Consider the following 18,118-nt stretch of genomic DNA (forward strand, 5'->3'; position numbering starts at 1 on the left):
TAGCGCGTGAACTCAGAAATTGGCGGGCGTATGCGCGCTGACAATGCGACACGGCTGATCTGACGTATTGGTAAAACTGTGCGGCAAACCGGTGTCAATCACGTAGCTTTCGCCGCGGTTAAGGTGATAACTCTGACCGTTCACCACCAGGGTGATTTCCCCCTCCAGCACCGTGCCGGTCTCTTCCCCCGGATGGCGCAGCTTTTCACCGGTACTGGCCCCCGGCTCGTAGCGCTCCAGCAGCATCGCCAGCGCGCGCTTCGCTGCACCGTTATCAATCAGCTGTAAAGAAACACCGAGGCTGCCGATCTCAACGCAATCATCCGGCCGTACGATGATGCGCGGCGTGGCATTCACTTTCGGCTCCGAGAAAAACTCCGACAGCGACAGCCCATACACTTTGAGTAGCTTTTGTAACGTGCTGACTGCCGGGCTGACTTTATCCTGCTCAATGGTACTGATGGCGCTGTGTGTTAAACCTGACAACTCAGCGACGCGACGCTGAGACAATCCCAACTCCTGCCGGATTTGCGATAAGCGTCGTCCGGGCGCCAGAGTGGCATCATTCATGGCTGCTTTTCCTTGTGATAACGTGCTGCGGCGTGGATAAAGGCCTCGAATAAACGGCGCGAGACCGGATCGCGAGCGGATTGCCACTCCGGATGCCATTGCACCGCCAGCGCAAACGGATGCTGGCGCAGGCTGACGGCTTCGATCAGGCCATCCGGTGCGCGGGCTTCAATGCGTAACTGCGGGCCAGGCTCGCGGATGCCCTGGCTGTGCAGCGAATTGACCGCGAACGCGGCAGCGCTGCCCAGCAGCTGGCTCAGCAGGCCGTCGGGTTCGGGCTGCACCAGATGCGCCGGCGCGTACTGCTGCTCCAGCGGCTGGCTGTCATCTTCGCGGTGCTCCTGAAACAGGTGCGTCTGACGCAGTTGGCGATGCAGCGCGCCGCCGTTGGCGACCACCAGCTCCTGCAAACCGCGGCAGATGCCCAGCATCGGCATTTTTTTCCCGCTGGCGTGGGTGATAAGCGCAAAGGATAAGCGGTCACGCGATGGATCGGCATGCGCCTCATGACCCTCTTCACCGTAATGCCAGGGTTCAATATTGCTTGGACTGCCGGTGAGCAAAATGCCGTCCAGCAGCGTCATACTGTTTTCTAATAGCTGCGGCGCGTGCATCAGCTGATGCGGTAAAGGCAGCGGCACGCCACCGGCGAGCACCACGGCGTCGAGGTATTTGTTATGCACGGTCTGCCCAACGTGGTTGCCGATGGGGTTCTGGCACATCACTACGCCAATCAAAGTCTTGTCAAAAATAATGCCCATTACGTCACCACGCTGCTGTTCAATATTTTCGCCGGTTTTGCGCGCTAAGTAGAAAAAGTGTGCAATATATTGTCAATCTAGCAACCGTCTGGTTGTTCTTCAAACAGAATTGTTACATTTGCACACCATTTGCGTTAGAGCTATGTTAGAGGTGTGGCTGTTATTTTGAGCATGTGCAAACCATCTTAAACGGTATAGGGCGGGTGGGAAGATGACGAACCTCGTGGAAGTAGAAGACTTCACGCGACACAGTGAAGAAAAACGAACCAGCGCGTTCCAGCTGGAGGTGAAAACCTGGCTGGAACGCCATCCGGAAACGCAGTATGTCGATATTCTGTTAAACGATCTCAACGGGGTATTTCGCGGTAAACGCATTCCCGTCTCCGCGTTAGCCAAGCTGGAAAAAGGGTGTTATTTTCCGGCCTCGGTTTTCGCCATGGACATTCTCGGCAACACCGTCGAGGAAGCCGGCCTCGGACAGGCGCTCGGCGAACCTGATAACCTCTGCATACCGGTCCCCGGGACCTTAATTCCTTCCGCCTCTGACCCGCAACGCATCGCCCAGCTGCTGCTGACCATGTGCGACCAAGATGGCACTCCCTTTGACGTTGAACCCCGAAACGTGCTGAACCGGCTGTGGCAACAGCTGCGCAATCGCGGTCTGTTTCCGGTGGTAGCGGTAGAGCTGGAGTTCTATCTGGTGGACAAAAAGCGCGATGCCGAAGGCTATATTCAGCCGCCGTGTGCGCCGGGTAGCGAAGAGCGCAACATGCAGAGTCAGGTGTATTCGCTGGATAATCTCGACCATTTCGCCGACGTACTGCGCGACATCGACGCGCTGGCGAAACTGCAGAATATCCCCGCCGACGGCGCGCTGGCGGAAGCCTCGCCGGGCCAGTTCGAAATCAACCTGCACCATACGCGCGATATCCTCAAAGCCTGCGACGACGCCATTCTGCTGAAGCGGCTGGTGCGTCAGGTGGCAGAAAACCACGGCATGACCGCCACGTTTATGGCCAAGCCGTATGAGGAGTATGCGGGCAGCGGCATGCACGTACACATCAGTATGCTGGATGCCGCCGACCACAACGCCTTTGCGCTGGATGATGGCAGCGATTCGCCGCTGCTGAAGCGGGCGCTGGCTGGCATGATCGATCTGATGCCGGCATCAATGGCGCTGCTGGCACCCAACGTCAACGCGTTTCGTCGCTTCCTGCCGGAGGCGTTTGTGCCGCTGCAGGCGTCATGGGGACACAATAATCGCACGGTGGCGCTGCGCATTCCTTGCGGCGATGTAGAAAACCATCGCGTCGAGTACCGTGTGGCGGGTGCCGATGCCAATCCGTATCTGGTGGTGTCAGCAATTATTGCCGGTATCTTGCACGGTCTGGATAATCAGCTACCCTTACCGCATCCGGTGAAGGGCAATGGCCACGAGGCGGAAGGGCTGGAACTGCCGATTCGCCAGAGCGATGCGCTGTACGAGTTTGAAAACAGCTATCCGCTGCAAAAGCTGCTCGGCGAGCGTTTCAGCGGCGTGTGGCACAGCTGCAAACAGTATGAGCTGCGCGAGTTTGAACGGCTGATCACCGCCACGGAAATTGACTGGATGTTAAAGAACGCCTGACCGACAGAAGAATTGATCCAACATCTTGTGTCGATGGCCTAAGTTGGGGCAAAATACGCGCCCTGCAAAAGACAAAACATAACCGACGCTTATTACGTCGGTTATTTTTTTGCATGGTGCTTTCACTACATGAACGAGGCCGGACACGCATCCGGATAGATAGACACTGAAACACGCTTGTGCGTGAGATTTGAGGAACAAAGATGGGACTGTTTACAATTGCACCAGCGCAGGCTGGTTCTCGCTTCCGTGATGATTATGGCGCGGCGACAATCGCAAACACTAATATCACTTCTCACTGCAGCACATTGCGCAGTATCCCTGTGGTACAACTGAACTCAGTTGTTGCTGTAGGGGGCCTGAACAATGTCGCTTAATACCTCTGCCGCACCACAGCGTGCACATCTGAAAAAATCTCTGACTCTGATCCCGGTCGTCATGATGGGCCTGGCGTATATGCAGCCAATGACCCTGTTTGATACCTTCGGCATCGTGTCAGGCCTCACCGACGGTCACGTCGCCACCGCTTATGCTTTCGCGCTGATCGCGATACTGTTTACTGCCGTGAGCTACGGCAAGCTGGTACGCCGCTTCCCATCTGCGGGCTCCGCTTACACCTATGCTCAGAAGGCTATCAGTCCGCACGTCGGCTTTATGGTGGGCTGGTCATCACTGCTGGACTATCTGTTCATGCCGATGATCAACATCCTGCTGGCGAAAAGCTACTTTGAGTCGCTGGTGCCGGGCATTCCGTCGTGGATTTTCGTGGTGCTGCTGGTGGCGTTTATGACCATCTCCAACCTGCGTGGGATCAAAACCGTGGCCAACTTCAACAGCGTCATTGTGGTGCTGCAGGTAGTGGTGATGGCGGTGATCACCGGTATGGTGGTGTATGGTGTGGCACACGGTATTGGCGCCGGTACGCTGACCAGTACGAAGCCGTTCTGGTCTGAAAATGCGCAGGTGGTGCCGATGATTACCGGTGCGACCATTCTGTGCTTCTCGTTCCTTGGCTTTGACGGTATCAGTTCGCTGTCGGAAGAGACCAAAGATGCCGAGCGCACCATTCCACGCGCGATTTTCCTGACCGCGCTGATTGGTGGGGTGATCTTTATTGGCGTCTCGTACTTCCTGCAGCTGTACTTCCCGGATATCTCGCGTTTCCAGAATCCGGACTCTTCACAGCCGGAAATCATGCTGTTCGTGGCGGGTAAAGCGCTGCAGATCGGCATTCTGATTTTCTCGGTGGTGACGGTGCTGGCCAGCGGCATGGCGGCACACGCCGGCGTTTCGCGTCTGATGTACGTGATGGGCCGTGACGGTGTGTTCCCGCAGCGTTTCTTTGGCTTCGTGCATCCGAAATTCCGCACGCCGTCGCTGAACGTGCTGCTGGTTGGTGCGGTAGCGCTGCTGGCGATCAACTTCGACCTGGTCACCGCAACGGCGCTGATTAACTTCGGTGCGCTGGTGGCGTTCACCTTTGTGAACCTGTCGGTGATTGCCCAGTTCTGGATTCGTGAGAAGCGTAATAAGACGCTGAAAGACCACCTCAACTATCTGGTGCTGCCCATCATGGGTGCGCTGACGGTGGGTGCGCTGTGGATCAACCTGGAAGAGACCTCGATGGTGCTCGGCCTGGTGTGGGCGGCGATTGGTATTGTTTACCTGGCGTTTGTGACCCGCACGTTCCGCAATCCGGTACCGCAGTTTAGCGAAGAGGTGTAAGGCTTTCCCTCACCCTAACCCTCTCCCGCCCGCGGGAGAGGGAACCGCCCGAGCGTGTGTCAGGTATCAGCCTGGTAGCTGCACCAAAACGCACTACTCCTCTCCCCGCAGGAGAGCACCGGGGTGAGGGCATCAGCCCGCACTATACCTCTCCCTCTCCCCTGGGAGAGGGCCGGGGTGAGGGCATCAGCCCGCACGAAACCCTGCTACGAAACCAGCTCCTGCGCATACAAATACAGCGCTTTCAGCTGCGCCATCTTCTCTGCATCGCCCTCATGTAAACTGGCCAGCGACTCCAGCTCCAGCAAAAACGCCTGCACCCGCTCCGCATTAAGCTGCTCGCGGCGGTGCTGCAGCCAGCGCTGCTGCTCTTTATCATCCAGCGTGCCAGGGAAGTTGCGGGCGCGATAGCGGAACAGCAGCTTCGCGATACGCTTATCCTCAAAGGTCAAATCGAGCGCCGGCAGGTTCTGCGGCGGCGTCTGACGCAGGATGTTCATGCCGGCGCGATCGGCGTCGCTGAAGAAGCCGTCATACAGCTGCGCATCAACATCCTCCGACGGCGTGAACGGCTCCGCTTCGGCAAACAGCGTCACCACATTTTCCCGCACTTCGGCATGCTGGCGCAGCAGGGCCAGATTCGCCAGACAGTGCTGACGATCGATACCCAGTCGTTCGGCATCTTCCGGGCGCAATGTATTGGCCGGGGCCAGAACCGGGCACTTATTGATGTGCACCAGCTTGATCGGCACCGCCGGCAAATCGCCCAGATCGCTGTGTCGCGTATACAGCCGCTCGCGCAACTCATCCGGCGACAGTGTCAGCAGCGGCGTCATGTCGCCGGCCAGATCGGCCACGATCAGCGCGTTTTTGTTATCCGGATGCCATGCCAGCGGCACAATCCAGCTGGTATTACCGCGCGCTGCGCCGAACATGCCGGAAACGTGCACCAGCGGCTTCATCTGCGGAATATCAATCAGCGTCATCAGTTTCTGCTTGTTGCGATGGGTAAACAGAAACTCAAACAGCTTCGGCTGCTTCTCCTGCACCAGCTTTGCCATCGCCAGCGTGGCGTACACATCGGACATGGCATCGTGCGCCTGTTCGTGTGCCACGCCGTTAGCCTGGGTGAGATGCTCCAGCTTAAAGCTCGGGAAACCGTCGTCGTTCTCCGGCCAGACGATGCCTTCCGGGCGCAGCGCATAACAGGCGCGCATCACGTCGAGCAGATCCCAGCGCGAATTGCCGTTCTGCCAGCTCCAGCCATACGGGTCGATAAAGTTGCGGTAGAAGATATTGCGCGTCACTTCGTCATCGAAGCGCACGTTGTTGTAACCGATCACACAGGTCTGCGGTTCGCTGAACAGCGCGTGAATGCGCTGAGCAAACTCCACTTCCGGCACGCCGCGCGCGTTGGCCACCTGCGGCGTGATACCGGTGATCATTACCGCTTCTGGCTGCGGCAGGTAATCGTCCGCGAGCTGGCAGTAAAATACCTGCGGTTCGCCCACGGCGTTAAAGGCTTTGTCGGTGCGCAGGCCTGCAAATTGCGCCGGACGATCCAGCGACGGGCTTTTGCCGAAGGTTTCATAATCGTGGAACAGAAAAGTGAACTCAGAGGCGGGCACGGCGTTATCCTGGCTATGGAAAATCAACGCACAGAATAGTCGTCAGCCCGGTACAGCACAACCTCGATCGCCATCGCTGCGAGCGGGCGCGCAGCATTTGTCCGCGGTTCATACTTTTTTTCAATTTATTCAGATATCAAAGCGCTATTTGCCGTAAAACGTGCGGCGGTAAATTCATTTATTTGATGTTGAGGAAGAAGTGTTGAAAAGGCGTCTGTTGGTAACTGTATCTGGAATGATTGTTTGGGCATCGCTGGCGCACGCGGATGACAGCATGCCGTTTCCCCTGACGCCGCCGGCCATTGATGCCGCGTCCTGGGTGCTGATGGACGCCACCACCGGGCAGATCCTCACCGCGGGCAACCCGGACGCGGAGCGCAACCCGGCCAGCCTGACCAAACTGATGACTGGTTATGTCGTCGACCGCGCGGTCGATCAGAAGAAAATCACCCGCGACGATGTGGTCACGGTGGGTAAAGACGCGTGGGCCGCCGGCAATCCGGTGTTTAAAGGCTCGTCGCTGATGTTTCTTAAGCCGGGCGATAAAGTCACCGTGCGCGACCTGATGCGCGGCGTGATCATCGATTCCGGCAACGACGCCTGCGTGGCGCTGGCCGACTATGTGGCCGGCAGCCAGGAGAGCTTCGTCAACATGATGAACAGCTACGTGCAGAAACTCGGCCTGACGCACACCCACTTCGAAACCGTGCACGGTCTCGATGCGCCGGGGCAGCACACCACCGCGCGCGATCTGGCGGTGCTGTCGCGCGCCATCATCAACGGTGAGCAGGATTTCTACGCCATGTACAGCGAGAAAACCCTCAGCTTCAACGGCATTACCCAGAACAACCGTAACGGCCTGCTGTGGGATCAGAATCTGCACGTCGACGGCATGAAAACCGGCCACACCGAGAGCGCCGGGTTCAATATCGTCGCCTCGAACATTGTCGGTCGCCATCGTCTGATTGCGGTGATCATGGGCGGGAAAAGTTCAAAGGGACGTGAAGAGCAGGCGCGTAAACTGCTGGTGTGGGGACAGAACAACTTCGACACCGTGCAGCTGTTCCACGCCGGGAAAAAGATCGGCAGCGAAAACGTCTGGTACGGCAACCCGCACAAAGTGGACGTCGGTACCACCGAAGATATCTACCTGTCACTGCCGCGCAGCGAAGTGTCGAACGTAATGGCGAAGTACGTGATCAATCGTAAAGACCTCGAAGCGCCACTGAAAGCCGGCGAGCAGGTGGGCGAAATTCAGGTGCTGGATAAAGACAAGCAGCTGGCCAGCTATCCGCTGTACGCGCTGCAGTCGGTCGATGAAGCAGGCATCATCACGCGCATCAGCGATTACGTGAAACAGAAACTGTAAGCCGTCGGGCAATAAGCAACCGCTGCGTTACATCCTTGTGTGCACTGAGAAAACAAGATGTAGCGCAGTTGTATTATTGCGCAAAAAGTTGCGCCAGCCCCTCAATGTTCGTGCTGTGCCAGGGTAACATAGCGCGCAAATTTTTATCGCATCCGGACCACCATGTTACGCGCTGACAAGCCCATCTCTCCGATTGAGTTCTGGTTTTACCGCCACTACCGCGCCGTGCACGGCGTACGCATCGCTATCGCCTTTGTGCTGTGCTTTCTGTTTGTCCGTCTGACCGATATTCCGGAAGGCACCTGGCCGCTGATTACGCTGGTGGTGGTGATGGGACCGATCTCCACCTGGGGCAATGTTTTGCCGCGCGTGGTGCAGCGTATCAGCGGTACCTTTGCCGGGCTGATATCAGGGCTGATCGCGCTGAAGCTGGAGCTGCTGTCACTGCCGCTGATGCTGGTGTGGTGCTTTATCGTGATGATCGTCTGCGGCTATCTGACGCTGGGCAAACACCCGTATATGGCACTGCTGATCGGCATCACGCTCGGCGTGGTGGTCGGCGCGCCGGCCGGCGATTTCACCGTGGCGCTGTGGCGCGGCGGCGATGTGATTCTCGGCTCACTGATGGCCTTGCTGTTCAGTGCCATCTGGGCGCAGCGCGCCTATACTCACTGGCGCATTCAGCTGTCGGACGCCTTTATCAACATGGCGAAGATTCATCACGCTGGCTTTTCTGCCAATCTGGTGGAGAAGCCGCGCCTCAATCCGCGCTTCCAGAAGCTGCTCACCAGCGTGATCAAAATGCGCGCGCTGCTGGAGCCGGCGAGCAAAGAGACGCGCATCCCTAAATCGGTGTTTGAAGCCATTCAGACCATTAACCGTAATATGGTTAACACCATGCAGATGCAGATTGAAGCCTGGTGGGCATCGCGCGAAAGCCATCTGATTTTACTTAACGCGCCGACGCTACGCCGCACGCAGCAGATGACCGAGAACACCCTGAACGCGCTGGCGGCGCTGATGGTGAAAGGCGAGACCGAACAGGTGATTGCCAACAGCCACGAGCTGGAAGCCATTACCCAGGAACTGGAAGCGCTGATCGCCAACGGCAGCGCGCGGCTGGAGACTACCGCGATTTACGGTTACGTCTGGCTGAGTCTGGAGCAGGCGCGCCAGCTGGAGCGCATGACAGACCTGGTGCGTCTGGCGCTGCGCAAATAGTTTTCTCAGGCAATGACTTAGTGCGAATTGCCCTTTCTTTGCGCTAAGATAAGTGCCAGTCCGAATTTAGCGGTGAAAATTGCGAACCCGGCTTATAAGCCGCTAAGCTAAATGTCTTCCCGGTTTATGACTATTTTGCCTGCCGCGGCAGGCCACAAGAAAGGTGCCAACATGGAAAATGCCAAGCAATCATTTCAGGACGTACTGGAGTTTGTGCGTATGTTTCGTCGTAAAAACAAACTGCAGCGCGAAATTACGGACAACGAAAAGAAAATCCGTGATAACCAGAAACGTGTGTTGCTGCTGGACAACCTGAGCGAGTACATCAAACCTGGTATGAGCGTGGAAGCGATTCAGGAAATCATCGCCAGCATGCGCGTGGATTATGAAGATCGCGTGGACGAGTACATCATCAAAAACGCCGATCTGTCGAAAGAGCGTCGCGAGCTGTCGAAAAAGCTCAAAGCGATGGGCGAACCAAAAGGGCAGTAAGCTTCACGGGCTCGATAGCCGCGTTTTGTTCCAGGGTCGCCCTTTACGGCGACCTTTTTAATGCCCGCGCCAGCTGCTGTAACTGCTGCGCAATCTCCGCCACATCCACCTGCTGCTGCAACGGCGGCGCCGTGGTGGCGCGCAGGACCAGTTCGGTCTCCAGCGGCTGACTGTCCGGCATCTCTCCCTCCAGCTGCGCCAGCAGACGATCGACGCTCACCGTGCCTAACTGCTGTAAATCCTGGCGCACCGTGGTCAGCGGTGGCTGATACCACGCGCTCTCCGCCGTATCGTCGTAACCGATGATCGACATCTCCGCCGGAATTCGTACGCCATGCTGATGCAGCGCGCGCATCGCGCCCAGCGCCATTTGATCGTTAGCCACCAGCAGCGCCTGCGGCAGCTGGTCGGGCAGCAGTGTCAGTAGCGCCTGATAGCCGGACGCTGCGCTCCAGTCGCCGCTCAGTACGCAGTCCGGCACCAGCTGATGACGCGCCAGCGCCTGTTGCCAGGCGCTAAATCGCGCCCGCGCTGACGCGGAGCTGGCAGGCCCGTTCAGCACGCCAATCTGCCGGTGGCCGAGCGCCACCAGATGATCCACCGCCTGCTGCGCACCGCTGGTGCTCCGGTACTGACACTGCGCCACGGCCGCGCTGCGCTCCACATCCAGAAACAGCGTCGGTTTGCTGCCGCACTGCTGCTGAATCTGCGCCGCCTGCGCGGCATCCAGCGGCAGGTTGATCAGCAGAGCATCGACGCGCTGCGCCAGCAGTTCATGTACCGTGTCCTGTGCGTGGCTGGTGGCATTGGCCATGGCGATCACCAGATGATAGCCCTGCGCCGCCGCGCGCTGCTGAATCGCCGAAGCAATCTGCGCTGGCGCCATTAGCGCCAGATCGCTGGTCGCCAGACCGAGCGTGCGCGTGGCCTTGCCGGCCAGCTGCTGCGCGACCCGGTTTGGCACGTAGCTGAGCTGCTGCATCGCGGCTTCCACCCGCGCACGGGTGCGGGGTGACACCTGCGCCGAATGGTTCAGCACCCGGGAAACCGTTTGATAGGAGACGCCAGCCAGCCGGGCGACATCGTCAAGCGTTACGGAACGCGCTGTCATTGATCCCTCCTGATGAGAATGCGGCGAGTGTAGCAAATTTTTCCCTGCCGTCGCGGTATTAAGGCGTTACACTGCCAGTGATAACGCAAGGAGAAAGTGATGCAGCTCAATGACCATCAAATTCAGGATATCAACACCATTGCCGCCTGGCTGGCGCTCGATCAGCTGCCAAAGGACGGTACGCTGGAGGTCGATTTAGCCATACTTGCCGGACATGCGGTGCTGCCGAACGTCGAAGCGGTAATTGCGCTGGCGAAGAAATATCAGCTGCCCTTGCTGATCAGCGGCGGCATCGGTCACTCAACCGCGCTACTGGCCGCGATGATTGCCAGCCATCCGCTCTATCGCCAGATCGACACCGCCGGCAAGGGCGAAGCGCAGCTGCTGGGCGAGATGGCGCGCGTGTTCGCGGAGCTGCCTGACGATCAGCTGCTGCTGGAAACCGCCTCGCGCAACTGTGGCGAAAATGCCGCCCTGAGCCAGCGCCTGCTGGATGAGCAGCAGTGGCAGCCGCAGCGCGTACTGCTGGTGCAGGATCCGTTGATGCAGCGCCGCAGCTGGGAGACCTTCCGCTGGCAGTGGCGCGATCGTGAGCATGCGCCGGAATTCATCAGCTGGCCGGTGTTTGTGCCGCAGGTGATGATGGATGCGGGCATGCTGCGCATCGTTGGCGCGCCGCCGCAGGGGTTGTGGTCAGTGGAGCGTTTCCTGTCGCTGCTGATGGGCGAGGTGCAGCGCCTGCGTGACGACGCCAGCGGCTACGGCCCGAACGGCAAGGGGTTCTTCGGTCACGTTGATGTACCCGACGCGGTCGAAGCAGCCTGGCAGCGCCTGATGCAGCTGCCCGGCGTGCAGTCGCGGTTGGGTTAAGCCGTCACCTAAAGCATATGTGATTGAGTAAAATAATAATTTGCACTATCCGTAGCGGCGCAATTTATTGCGCAACCGGCCGCGGTGCGGAAATGCACATTGCGCGATAAATCGCGCCGCTACGGTTTGTGCGACTGGCTGGTGCCGCAATGACATGTCGCACAAATAACAGGGGGCGCATTCATGCGCACCTGGCACGCCACGCACCGGACCGATCACCGCGTCTGCAAATACACCTGCAAATTCACATACACCGCGTTCAGCAGCGGCGTCGCCACCGCATGGCGTGCGCCGCGCACCAGCAAATCACCGATGATCTGATCGGCTTCGATATCATAGCCCTGGGTTAAATCGCGGTACATGGATGAGGTCATCGCCGCATCAGGATTGTTCAGCGTCTCATAAATCTTCGCCGTCACGGCCGGACGCTGTTGGTAGCCATCGGCGGTGATCACCGCCAGCACCTCGGCGAAAATGCCCTGTAACAGCGCTTCACCACCGGCTGAACGCAGGATGTGCTGCGTATTGCCGCGCGCCACACAGCACACGGCACCCAGCGTGCTCAGCAGCAGCCACTTCTCCCACAGCTCACTGATAATGTTATCGGCGAATACGCTATCAAACTGCGCATCACGCAGCGCGGCATCCACGCGCGCCAGACGGGCATCGTTGTTGCCGTCCAGCGCGCCGTAGTAAAGCACGTGCAGCGGCGACAGCTGCATCACTTCGCCGTGCTCGCCCAGCGTGGCGTGAATCTTACACAGCCCGCCAATCACCTTGTCACCGAAACGTGCGCGCAGCGTATCAATGTGACGCATACCATTGAGGATCGGCATGATCAGCGTCTGCGCCCCAACCGCCGGGGCGATGTCTTCCATCGCCTGTTCCAGCGCAAAGCTTTTCACCGTCAGGATAATCAGATCGTAATCACCGGTCAGCGTCGAGGCCAGCGCCAGCTGCGGCTGCAGCACCGTGCTGCCTTCCGGCGTTTGCAGCATCAGTCCGGTCTGTTGCAGCTGCTGCTGGCGGCGCTCGCGCACCAGAAAGGTCACATCACGGCCGGCCTGCGCCAGGCGCGCGCCAAAGTACCCGCCGGTGGCACCGGCTCCCACAATCAGAATACGCATGGACTGTTTTCCCGTTAAGCATGAAAGCCTTACCTTAAAGCGCTGCGCGTCACTGCGCCACACCGCAAATGCGGAAAACCGTGACAATCTCAGCGATGAGCAAAAAAAGCTCAAACTGTTCGTATTCATTCGTACAATGGGTTTATGCTGGGGCACAGCGGCGGGCAATGGTGCCTGCCGGTTTTTTTCGTCAACAGACTAAGGACGCATCATGCCCCGACCCCTCCCCATCGAACGTTATCGCAACATCGGCATCTCCGCGCACATCGATGCCGGTAAAACCACCACCACTGAGCGCATCCTGTTTTACACCGGAATGAGCCACAAGCTGGGTGAAGTGCACGATGGCGCGGCAACCACCGACTGGATGGCGCAGGAGCAGGAGCGCGGCATTACCATCACCTCGGCGGCGGTCAGCTGCTACTGGCCGGGCATGGACGGCAGCTTCACGCCGCACCGTATCAACATCATTGATACTCCCGGACACGTTGACTTCACCATTGAAGTGGAGCGCTCAATGCGCGTGCTGGATGGTGCCGTGATGGTGTACGACGCGGTCGGTGGCGTTCAGCCGCAGTCAGAAACCGTCTGGCGGCAGGCGAATAAATACCACGTACCGCGCATTGCGTTCGTCAACAAGATGGACCGCCAGGGCGCGGACTTTTTCCGCGTGGTGCAGATGATGAAAGATCGCCTGCAGGCGCATCCGGTGCCGATTGTCATTCCCATCGGCGCTGAAGAGCAGTTCAGCGGGGTCATCGATCTCAACAAAATGCGCGCCATCTACTGGGACGACGCCAGCCAGGGCATGAGCTTTAGCTATGCGCCGATTCCGGACGCGCTGCAGGCGCAGGCGGCGGAGTGGCGGGAAAACATGGTGGCAGCAGCGGCAGAAGCCAGCGAAACGCTGATGGATCGCTATCTGGAGCAGGGCGATCTCAGTGAAGACGAGGTGATTGCCGGGCTGCGGCAGCGCACGCTGGCGGGCGAAATCCAGCCGATGCTGTGCGGCAGCGCGTTTAAAAACAAAGGGGTGCAGCGCATGCTCGATGCGGTCATCGAACTGATGCCTTCACCGCTCGACGTGCCACCGGTCGCCGGCATCAACGAGCGCGGCGAACACGACGAACGCCATGCTGACGATGAGGAACCTTTCTCGGCGCTGGCGTTCAAGCTGATGAGCGATCCTTACGTCGGTCAGCTGACCTTTGTGCGCGTCTATTCTGGCGTACTGCGCAAGGGTGACAGCGTGTGGAACGCGGTGAAAGGGCGTAAAGAGCGCATTGGCCGCATCGTGCAGATGCAGGCTAACGATCGCATCGAAATTGATGAGATCCGCGCCGGCGATATTGCCGCCTGCGTCGGGCTGAAAGAGGTCACCACCGGCGAAACGCTGTGCGATCCTGATGCGGTAATCACGCTGGAGCGCATGGAATTTCCCGATCCGGTGATTTCGCTGTCGATAGAGCCAAAGACCAAAGGCGATCAGGAAAAAATGGGGCTGGCGCTGCAGCGGCTGGCGGCAGAGGATCCGTCGTTCCGGCTGCACACCGATGAGGAGTCCGGTCAGACCATCATTTCCGGCATGGGCGAACTGCATCTGGAAATCATCGTCGACCGTCTGAAACGCGAGTTTGGCGTGGAAGCCAATATTGGCCGGCCGCAGGTAACTTACCGTGAGACCATCCGCAAAACGGTGCGCGAGGTAGAAGGGAAATTTGTACGTCAGTCGGGCGGTAAGGGCCAGTATGGTCACGTGGTGCTGACGCTCGAGCCGCAGGCGGCCGGAAGCGGTTTCGCCTTTGAAGACGCGACCAAAGGCGGCGTGGTACCGCGCGAATTCATTCCTTCGGTGGAGAAGGGCATTCGCGAAGCGCTGAACAGCGGCGTGCTGGCCGGTTATCCGGTGGTCGACATCAAAGCTACGCTGACGTTTGGCTCTTATCACGACGTTGACTCGTCCGAGATGGCGTTCCGCATGGCGGCGATCTTTGGCTTCAAAGCGGCAGCGAAGCAGGCCGATCCGGTGATACTTGAACCGGTGATGCAGGTGGAAGTGGAGACGCCGGAAGAGTACGCCGGCGGCGTGATGGGCGATTTGTCATCCCGGCGCGGCACGCTGCAGGGCATGGACGAGCGTTTCGGCGCGCGCATTATCCGTGCTGAAGTGCCGCTGGCCGAGATGTTTGGCTACGCCACCACGCTACGCTCAATGTCGCAGGGCCGCGCCACGTACAGCATGGAGTTTGCCCACTACGCCGAAGCACCGCGTAACGTCGCAGAGGCGATTATCGCTGCTCGCGCTCAGTAAGCCCGCTGGCGGCAGGGATGCCGCCGGTTAGTGCTTTATTTACAGCGCCGTCACGCCCAGCGCGGCGGCGTCATCTTCCCAGCGTTTAACCTCGTCAAACCAGTCGCGCTGCGGCACAGAAAAGCCCGCCAGCAGGTTGGCCTTCATCACATCCTTGTAGTCCTCCACATTGGCCAGCTCAAACAGCGTGCTGCGCAGCTTTTCCAGCAGCAGACTGTCGGTTTTCGCTGAGGTTATCAGCGGCAGCGCGGCACACAGCGGGGTTTCGCCGATGATGGCTAAGCCCTGCAGCTCCTGCGGCCGGTATTTGCGCAGCAGCGCCCAGGTGATGCAATCAATCGCGGCGAGGTCGGCCTGTCCGGCGCGCAGCGCGGCCAGCGACTGGCGGTGGCTGCCGCTGAACCGGGTAGTGGCGAAGAATTTGCCGTCCTGGGCCAGCGGCGCGACCACGTAGCGCAGCGAATTGTATCCGGAGTGTGAGTCATTGCTGTTGCACACTGCGCGACGGCCGCGGAAATCGGCGAGGCTCAGGTTCTCATCTTCCTGCCGCGCCACCAGCCAGCTGCGATAGCGCAGGTCATGGCAGCCAGGCGCATTGGACTGAAACGTGCCCACCAGTTGCACGTCAGGCAATAGCGCGACCAGCGGATAGCCGCAGGTCTGACTCAGCAGTAGATTGTCATCACGCCAGTGTGGCAGCAGGTCGTCGTGCCACTGTACCTCAGCCTGCACGCCGCGCTTCGCCAGCAGCCGCGTCAGCACTGAGGTCATGGCCAGCGTGCTCGGGTGGTCGATGTCGTACATCGGTAAAGAGATGATGTGCATTCTGTGCGTCCTTGTGGTGTCCCGGGTGGGCGTTAACGTCGATCGGCTGACGCCAGAAGCGCTTCATCCATTCGCCGTAACCGGCAACGCGAAAACCCTGATTACGCTGATAGTAGCCGTCGCGGTAGAGCAAATAGACTTTGCGCAGACCGTACCAGGGTAAACCGGGCAGATCGTGATGTACAGAATGATAGTTGAGATTCAGGAACAGCAGGCGCCACGGCCAGGCCGCTTCGTTATTCACCGAGCGCGCCAGTGGCGCCTCATCGGCACGATGTTCGTAAAATGAGCGCACCTTGGTCAGCATCAGCGCCGGATAGCTCACCGCCAGCACCAGCCACAACGGGGAAAAGCCGCGCAGGCTGATCCAGTAAAACAGTCCGGCCAGCAGTAGCAGGTGCACCAGCCACATCATCATCGCCGGCACGTCGCGCTGCACCACGCTTTGCGTCAGCGCGCGCAGCGTGGCGAGGATATCCAGCAGCGGTCCCAGCAGCAGACGACCCGGAAAGGTATTACGCAGATGGATAACGCGCTGTTGCCAGGGTTTGAGCCGTGCCCAGTGCGCCGGCGACAGATAATAGGTTTCCGGATCATCATGCGGATCGGTCAGGGTGTGGTTGCGGTGATGCGCCAGGTGCGAATCCCGGTAGAGACCATACGGATACCACACCGCCAGCGGCAGCGTGCCAAACAGCTGATTAAGGCGCGGCAGGCGCGTCGGATGGCCATGAATCAGTTCATGCTGCAGCGACAAATACCAGGTGGTGAACAGGATCAGCAGCAGCGTGGCGAGGGGCAGGCCCAGCGTTTGCCAGTACAGCACGCTGGCGAACCAGCCGCTATAAACGGTAATGATTAACAGCCAGGTCGGCAATTCGCTGCGCCATAGCCAGCTGCGCGCCAGCTGGTGCACCACTTCGCGCTGTTGGGTACTGAGGTAGGCGGAGGTTCCTTTGACCATGTTCATGAATTCAGTCAGCGAGACGGGAAAAGATGCGCTCACGATGCGCGATACGCGTGATAAACACAAAGACGGAAAATTGCTTTGTTATGCAAAAAAGTTGAAGAAGCGCGCGAAAACTATTGGCTATCAGTCCTCTTCGCACAGGCGTAACCTTACCTCATCGAATTCTGATTGATGACGCCGGCGCCGTTCTGGCCCGCGAGGAGCATTTAGCATGAAAAAAATTGGTTTTTTATCTTTCGGTCACTGGACCCCGTCACCACACTCGGCCACCCGTTCGGCGCAGGATGTGCTGCTGCAGTCGATTGACCTGGCCGTCGCCGCCGAAGAACTGGGTGCCGACGGTGCCTATTTCCGCGTACACCACTTTGCCCGCCAGCTGAGTTCACCGTTTCCGCTGCTGGCGGCGGTCGGTGCCAAAACCAGCCGCATCGAGATTGGTACCGGTGTGATCGACATGCGTTACGAAAATCCGCTGTATATGGCGGAAGACGCCGGGGCAGCGGACCTGATCGCCAACGGCCGTTTGCAGCTCGGCCTGAGCCGTGGCTCGCCGGAGCAGGTGATTGAAGGCTACCGCTACTTTGGCTTCAATCCGCGCGAAGGGGAAACCGATGCGGATATGGGACGTCGTCACACCGAAGAGCTGCTGGAAGTGCTGCGCGGCGAAGGGTTTGCTAAACCCAATCCGCAGCCGATGTTCCCGAATCCACCGGGACTGCTGCGCCTCGAGCCGTATTCCGAAGGCCTGCGCGAGCGTATCTGGTGGGGCTCCGGCTCGAATGCCACATCGATCTGGGCGGCCCAGCTGGGGATGAATTTGCAGAGCTCGACGCTCAAGGATGACGAGACCGGCGAACCGTTCCATGTGCAGCAGGCGAAGCAGATTCGCGCCTATAAAGAAGCCTGGCAGGCGGCAGGGCATCAGCGTGCGCCGCGCGTGTCGGTCAGCCGCAGTATTTTTGCCCTGATGAACGACACCGACCGCGCTTACTTTGGTCGCGGCGGACAGGAGCAGGATTCCGTCGGCTTCCTCGATGAGAAAACCCGCGCCATCTTTGGGCGTAGCTATGCCGCAGAGCCGGAGCAGCTGATCAAACAGCTGGCACAGGATGAAGCGATTGCGGAAGCCGATACCCTGTTACTGACCATCCCTAATCAGCTTGGCGTGGATTATTGTGCGCACGTGATCGACAGCATTCTGACCCACGTCGCGCCAGAGCTCGGCTGGCGTTAAGCGACAGTGCGCAGGGAAGCGCACAATTATTGCGCGATAAATCGCGCCGCTACCAGGTGCGCATAAATGCGCAACCTGGGAAATGCGGCAAGGTCTTTTGACGCGTATTAGATTTTGCAGGGTTGCCATTGATGGCGACAACGCGTCCTTCACGAACGCACCCAGACCTTGTAACCCGCATTAAACCCTGTAGGGTCGCCATTGATGGCGACCAACCATTGCGCGATAAATCGCGCCGCTACCAGGTGTGCATAAATTCACACCCTGGGAAATGCGG

The 18,118-nt window shown here is 58.9% G+C and carries 15 protein-coding genes; 8 read left to right on the top strand and 7 right to left on the bottom strand.

All coding sequences use genetic code 11. The features are described from left to right. Nucleotides 1-12: 12 nt before the first annotated feature. Together puuR and puuD are read right to left on the bottom strand one after the other, a co-directional pair. Nucleotides 13-570, bottom strand: coding sequence for an HTH-type transcriptional regulator PuuR (gene puuR / locus ABVR31_RS07420; protein ID WP_031280073.1), 558 nt, complete (start codon nucleotides 568-570; stop codon nucleotides 13-15). Next, the gene (puuD, locus tag ABVR31_RS07425) at nucleotides 567-1,331 is read right to left on the bottom strand and encodes a gamma-glutamyl-gamma-aminobutyrate hydrolase (protein ID WP_372772285.1); all 765 of its coding nucleotides are present in this window, start codon (nucleotides 1,329-1,331) and stop codon (nucleotides 567-569) included. The genes puuR and puuD overlap by 4 nt, the downstream gene beginning before the upstream one ends. Nucleotides 1,332-1,542: 211 nt before the next feature. Between puuD and ABVR31_RS07430 the strand changes: the two genes are divergently transcribed. Both ABVR31_RS07430 and ABVR31_RS07435 read left to right on the top strand, forming a co-directional pair. Then, a complete protein-coding gene (locus ABVR31_RS07430) occupies nucleotides 1,543-2,958 on the top strand; it encodes a glutamine synthetase family protein (protein ID WP_021509364.1) in 1,416 nt (471 codons plus the stop codon). A gap of 366 nt (nucleotides 2,959-3,324) precedes the next feature. Further along, on the top strand, nucleotides 3,325-4,683 hold the full coding sequence (locus tag ABVR31_RS07435) for an APC family permease (protein WP_058757322.1): 1,359 nt from the start codon (nucleotides 3,325-3,327) through the stop codon (nucleotides 4,681-4,683). A gap of 206 nt (nucleotides 4,684-4,889) precedes the next feature. Here the strand turns inward: ABVR31_RS07435 and sbcB are convergent, their stop codons facing one another. Further along, nucleotides 4,890-6,311, bottom strand: coding sequence for an exodeoxyribonuclease I (gene sbcB / locus ABVR31_RS07440; RefSeq protein ID WP_058757323.1), 1,422 nt, complete (start codon nucleotides 6,309-6,311; stop codon nucleotides 4,890-4,892). Between the two features lie 202 nt (nucleotides 6,312-6,513). On the opposite strand from sbcB, the gene dacD reads away from it, so the two are divergent. The 3 genes from dacD (at nucleotide 6,514) to tmaR (ending at nucleotide 9,393) form a co-directional block, all read left to right on the top strand. Then, nucleotides 6,514-7,680 carry a serine-type D-Ala-D-Ala carboxypeptidase DacD gene (dacD, locus tag ABVR31_RS07445; protein ID WP_031280074.1) on the top strand — a complete coding sequence of 389 codons (1,167 nt, stop codon included), beginning with the start codon at nucleotides 6,514-6,516 and terminating at the stop codon, nucleotides 7,678-7,680. 162 nt (nucleotides 7,681-7,842) lie between these two features. Then, nucleotides 7,843-8,901, top strand: a complete 1,059-nt coding sequence (locus tag ABVR31_RS07450; RefSeq protein ID WP_021509368.1) for an FUSC family protein — start codon at nucleotides 7,843-7,845, stop codon at nucleotides 8,899-8,901. Between the two features lie 171 nt (nucleotides 8,902-9,072). Beyond that, nucleotides 9,073-9,393 (top strand): PTS system regulator TmaR, encoded by a 321-nt coding sequence (gene tmaR / locus ABVR31_RS07455; RefSeq protein ID WP_021509369.1) that lies wholly within the window; start codon nucleotides 9,073-9,075, stop codon nucleotides 9,391-9,393. Nucleotides 9,394-9,436: 43 nt separating this feature from the next. Here the strand turns inward: tmaR and ABVR31_RS07460 are convergent, their stop codons facing one another. Next, nucleotides 9,437-10,504 carry a LacI family DNA-binding transcriptional regulator gene (locus tag ABVR31_RS07460; protein ID WP_372772289.1) on the bottom strand — a complete coding sequence of 356 codons (1,068 nt, stop codon included), beginning with the start codon at nucleotides 10,502-10,504 and terminating at the stop codon, nucleotides 9,437-9,439. Between the two features lie 99 nt (nucleotides 10,505-10,603). Here ABVR31_RS07460 and ABVR31_RS07465 point away from each other — a divergent pair, with 99 nt between their 5' ends. Further along, a complete protein-coding gene (locus tag ABVR31_RS07465) occupies nucleotides 10,604-11,374 on the top strand; it encodes a YdcF family protein (protein ID WP_058757325.1) in 771 nt (256 codons plus the stop codon). Nucleotides 11,375-11,589: 215 nt separating this feature from the next. Here ABVR31_RS07465 and ABVR31_RS07470 read toward each other — a convergent pair whose 3' ends face one another. Beyond that, nucleotides 11,590-12,501, bottom strand: a complete 912-nt coding sequence (locus ABVR31_RS07470; protein WP_215800855.1) for a ketopantoate reductase family protein — start codon at nucleotides 12,499-12,501, stop codon at nucleotides 11,590-11,592. Nucleotides 12,502-12,712: 211 nt separating this feature from the next. On the opposite strand from ABVR31_RS07470, the gene fusA reads away from it, so the two are divergent. Further along, complete coding sequence (gene fusA, locus ABVR31_RS07475; RefSeq protein WP_058771101.1) at nucleotides 12,713-14,812, top strand: elongation factor G; 2,100 nt, start codon at nucleotides 12,713-12,715, stop codon at nucleotides 14,810-14,812. Between the two features lie 39 nt (nucleotides 14,813-14,851). Here fusA and ABVR31_RS07480 read toward each other — a convergent pair whose 3' ends face one another. Both ABVR31_RS07480 and ABVR31_RS07485 read right to left on the bottom strand, forming a co-directional pair. Further along, entirely contained in the window at nucleotides 14,852-15,637 is a 786-nt protein-coding gene (locus ABVR31_RS07480) for a phosphate/phosphite/phosphonate ABC transporter substrate-binding protein (protein WP_058757328.1), read from the bottom strand. Further along, entirely contained in the window at nucleotides 15,534-16,601 is a 1,068-nt protein-coding gene (locus ABVR31_RS07485; protein ID WP_141495594.1) for a fatty acid desaturase, read from the bottom strand. Before ABVR31_RS07485 ends, ABVR31_RS07480 begins: the two co-directional genes overlap by 104 nt. A 217-nt stretch (nucleotides 16,602-16,818) precedes the next feature. On the opposite strand from ABVR31_RS07485, the gene ABVR31_RS07490 reads away from it, so the two are divergent. Further along, the gene (locus tag ABVR31_RS07490) at nucleotides 16,819-17,841 is read left to right on the top strand and encodes an LLM class flavin-dependent oxidoreductase (RefSeq protein WP_021509376.1); all 1,023 of its coding nucleotides are present in this window, start codon (nucleotides 16,819-16,821) and stop codon (nucleotides 17,839-17,841) included. Nucleotides 17,842-18,118: the final 277 nt, after the last annotated feature.

This window comes from Pantoea sp. WEP, assembly GCF_041678305.1.
GTDB lineage: Bacteria > Pseudomonadota > Gammaproteobacteria > Enterobacterales > Enterobacteriaceae > Pantoea > Pantoea dispersa.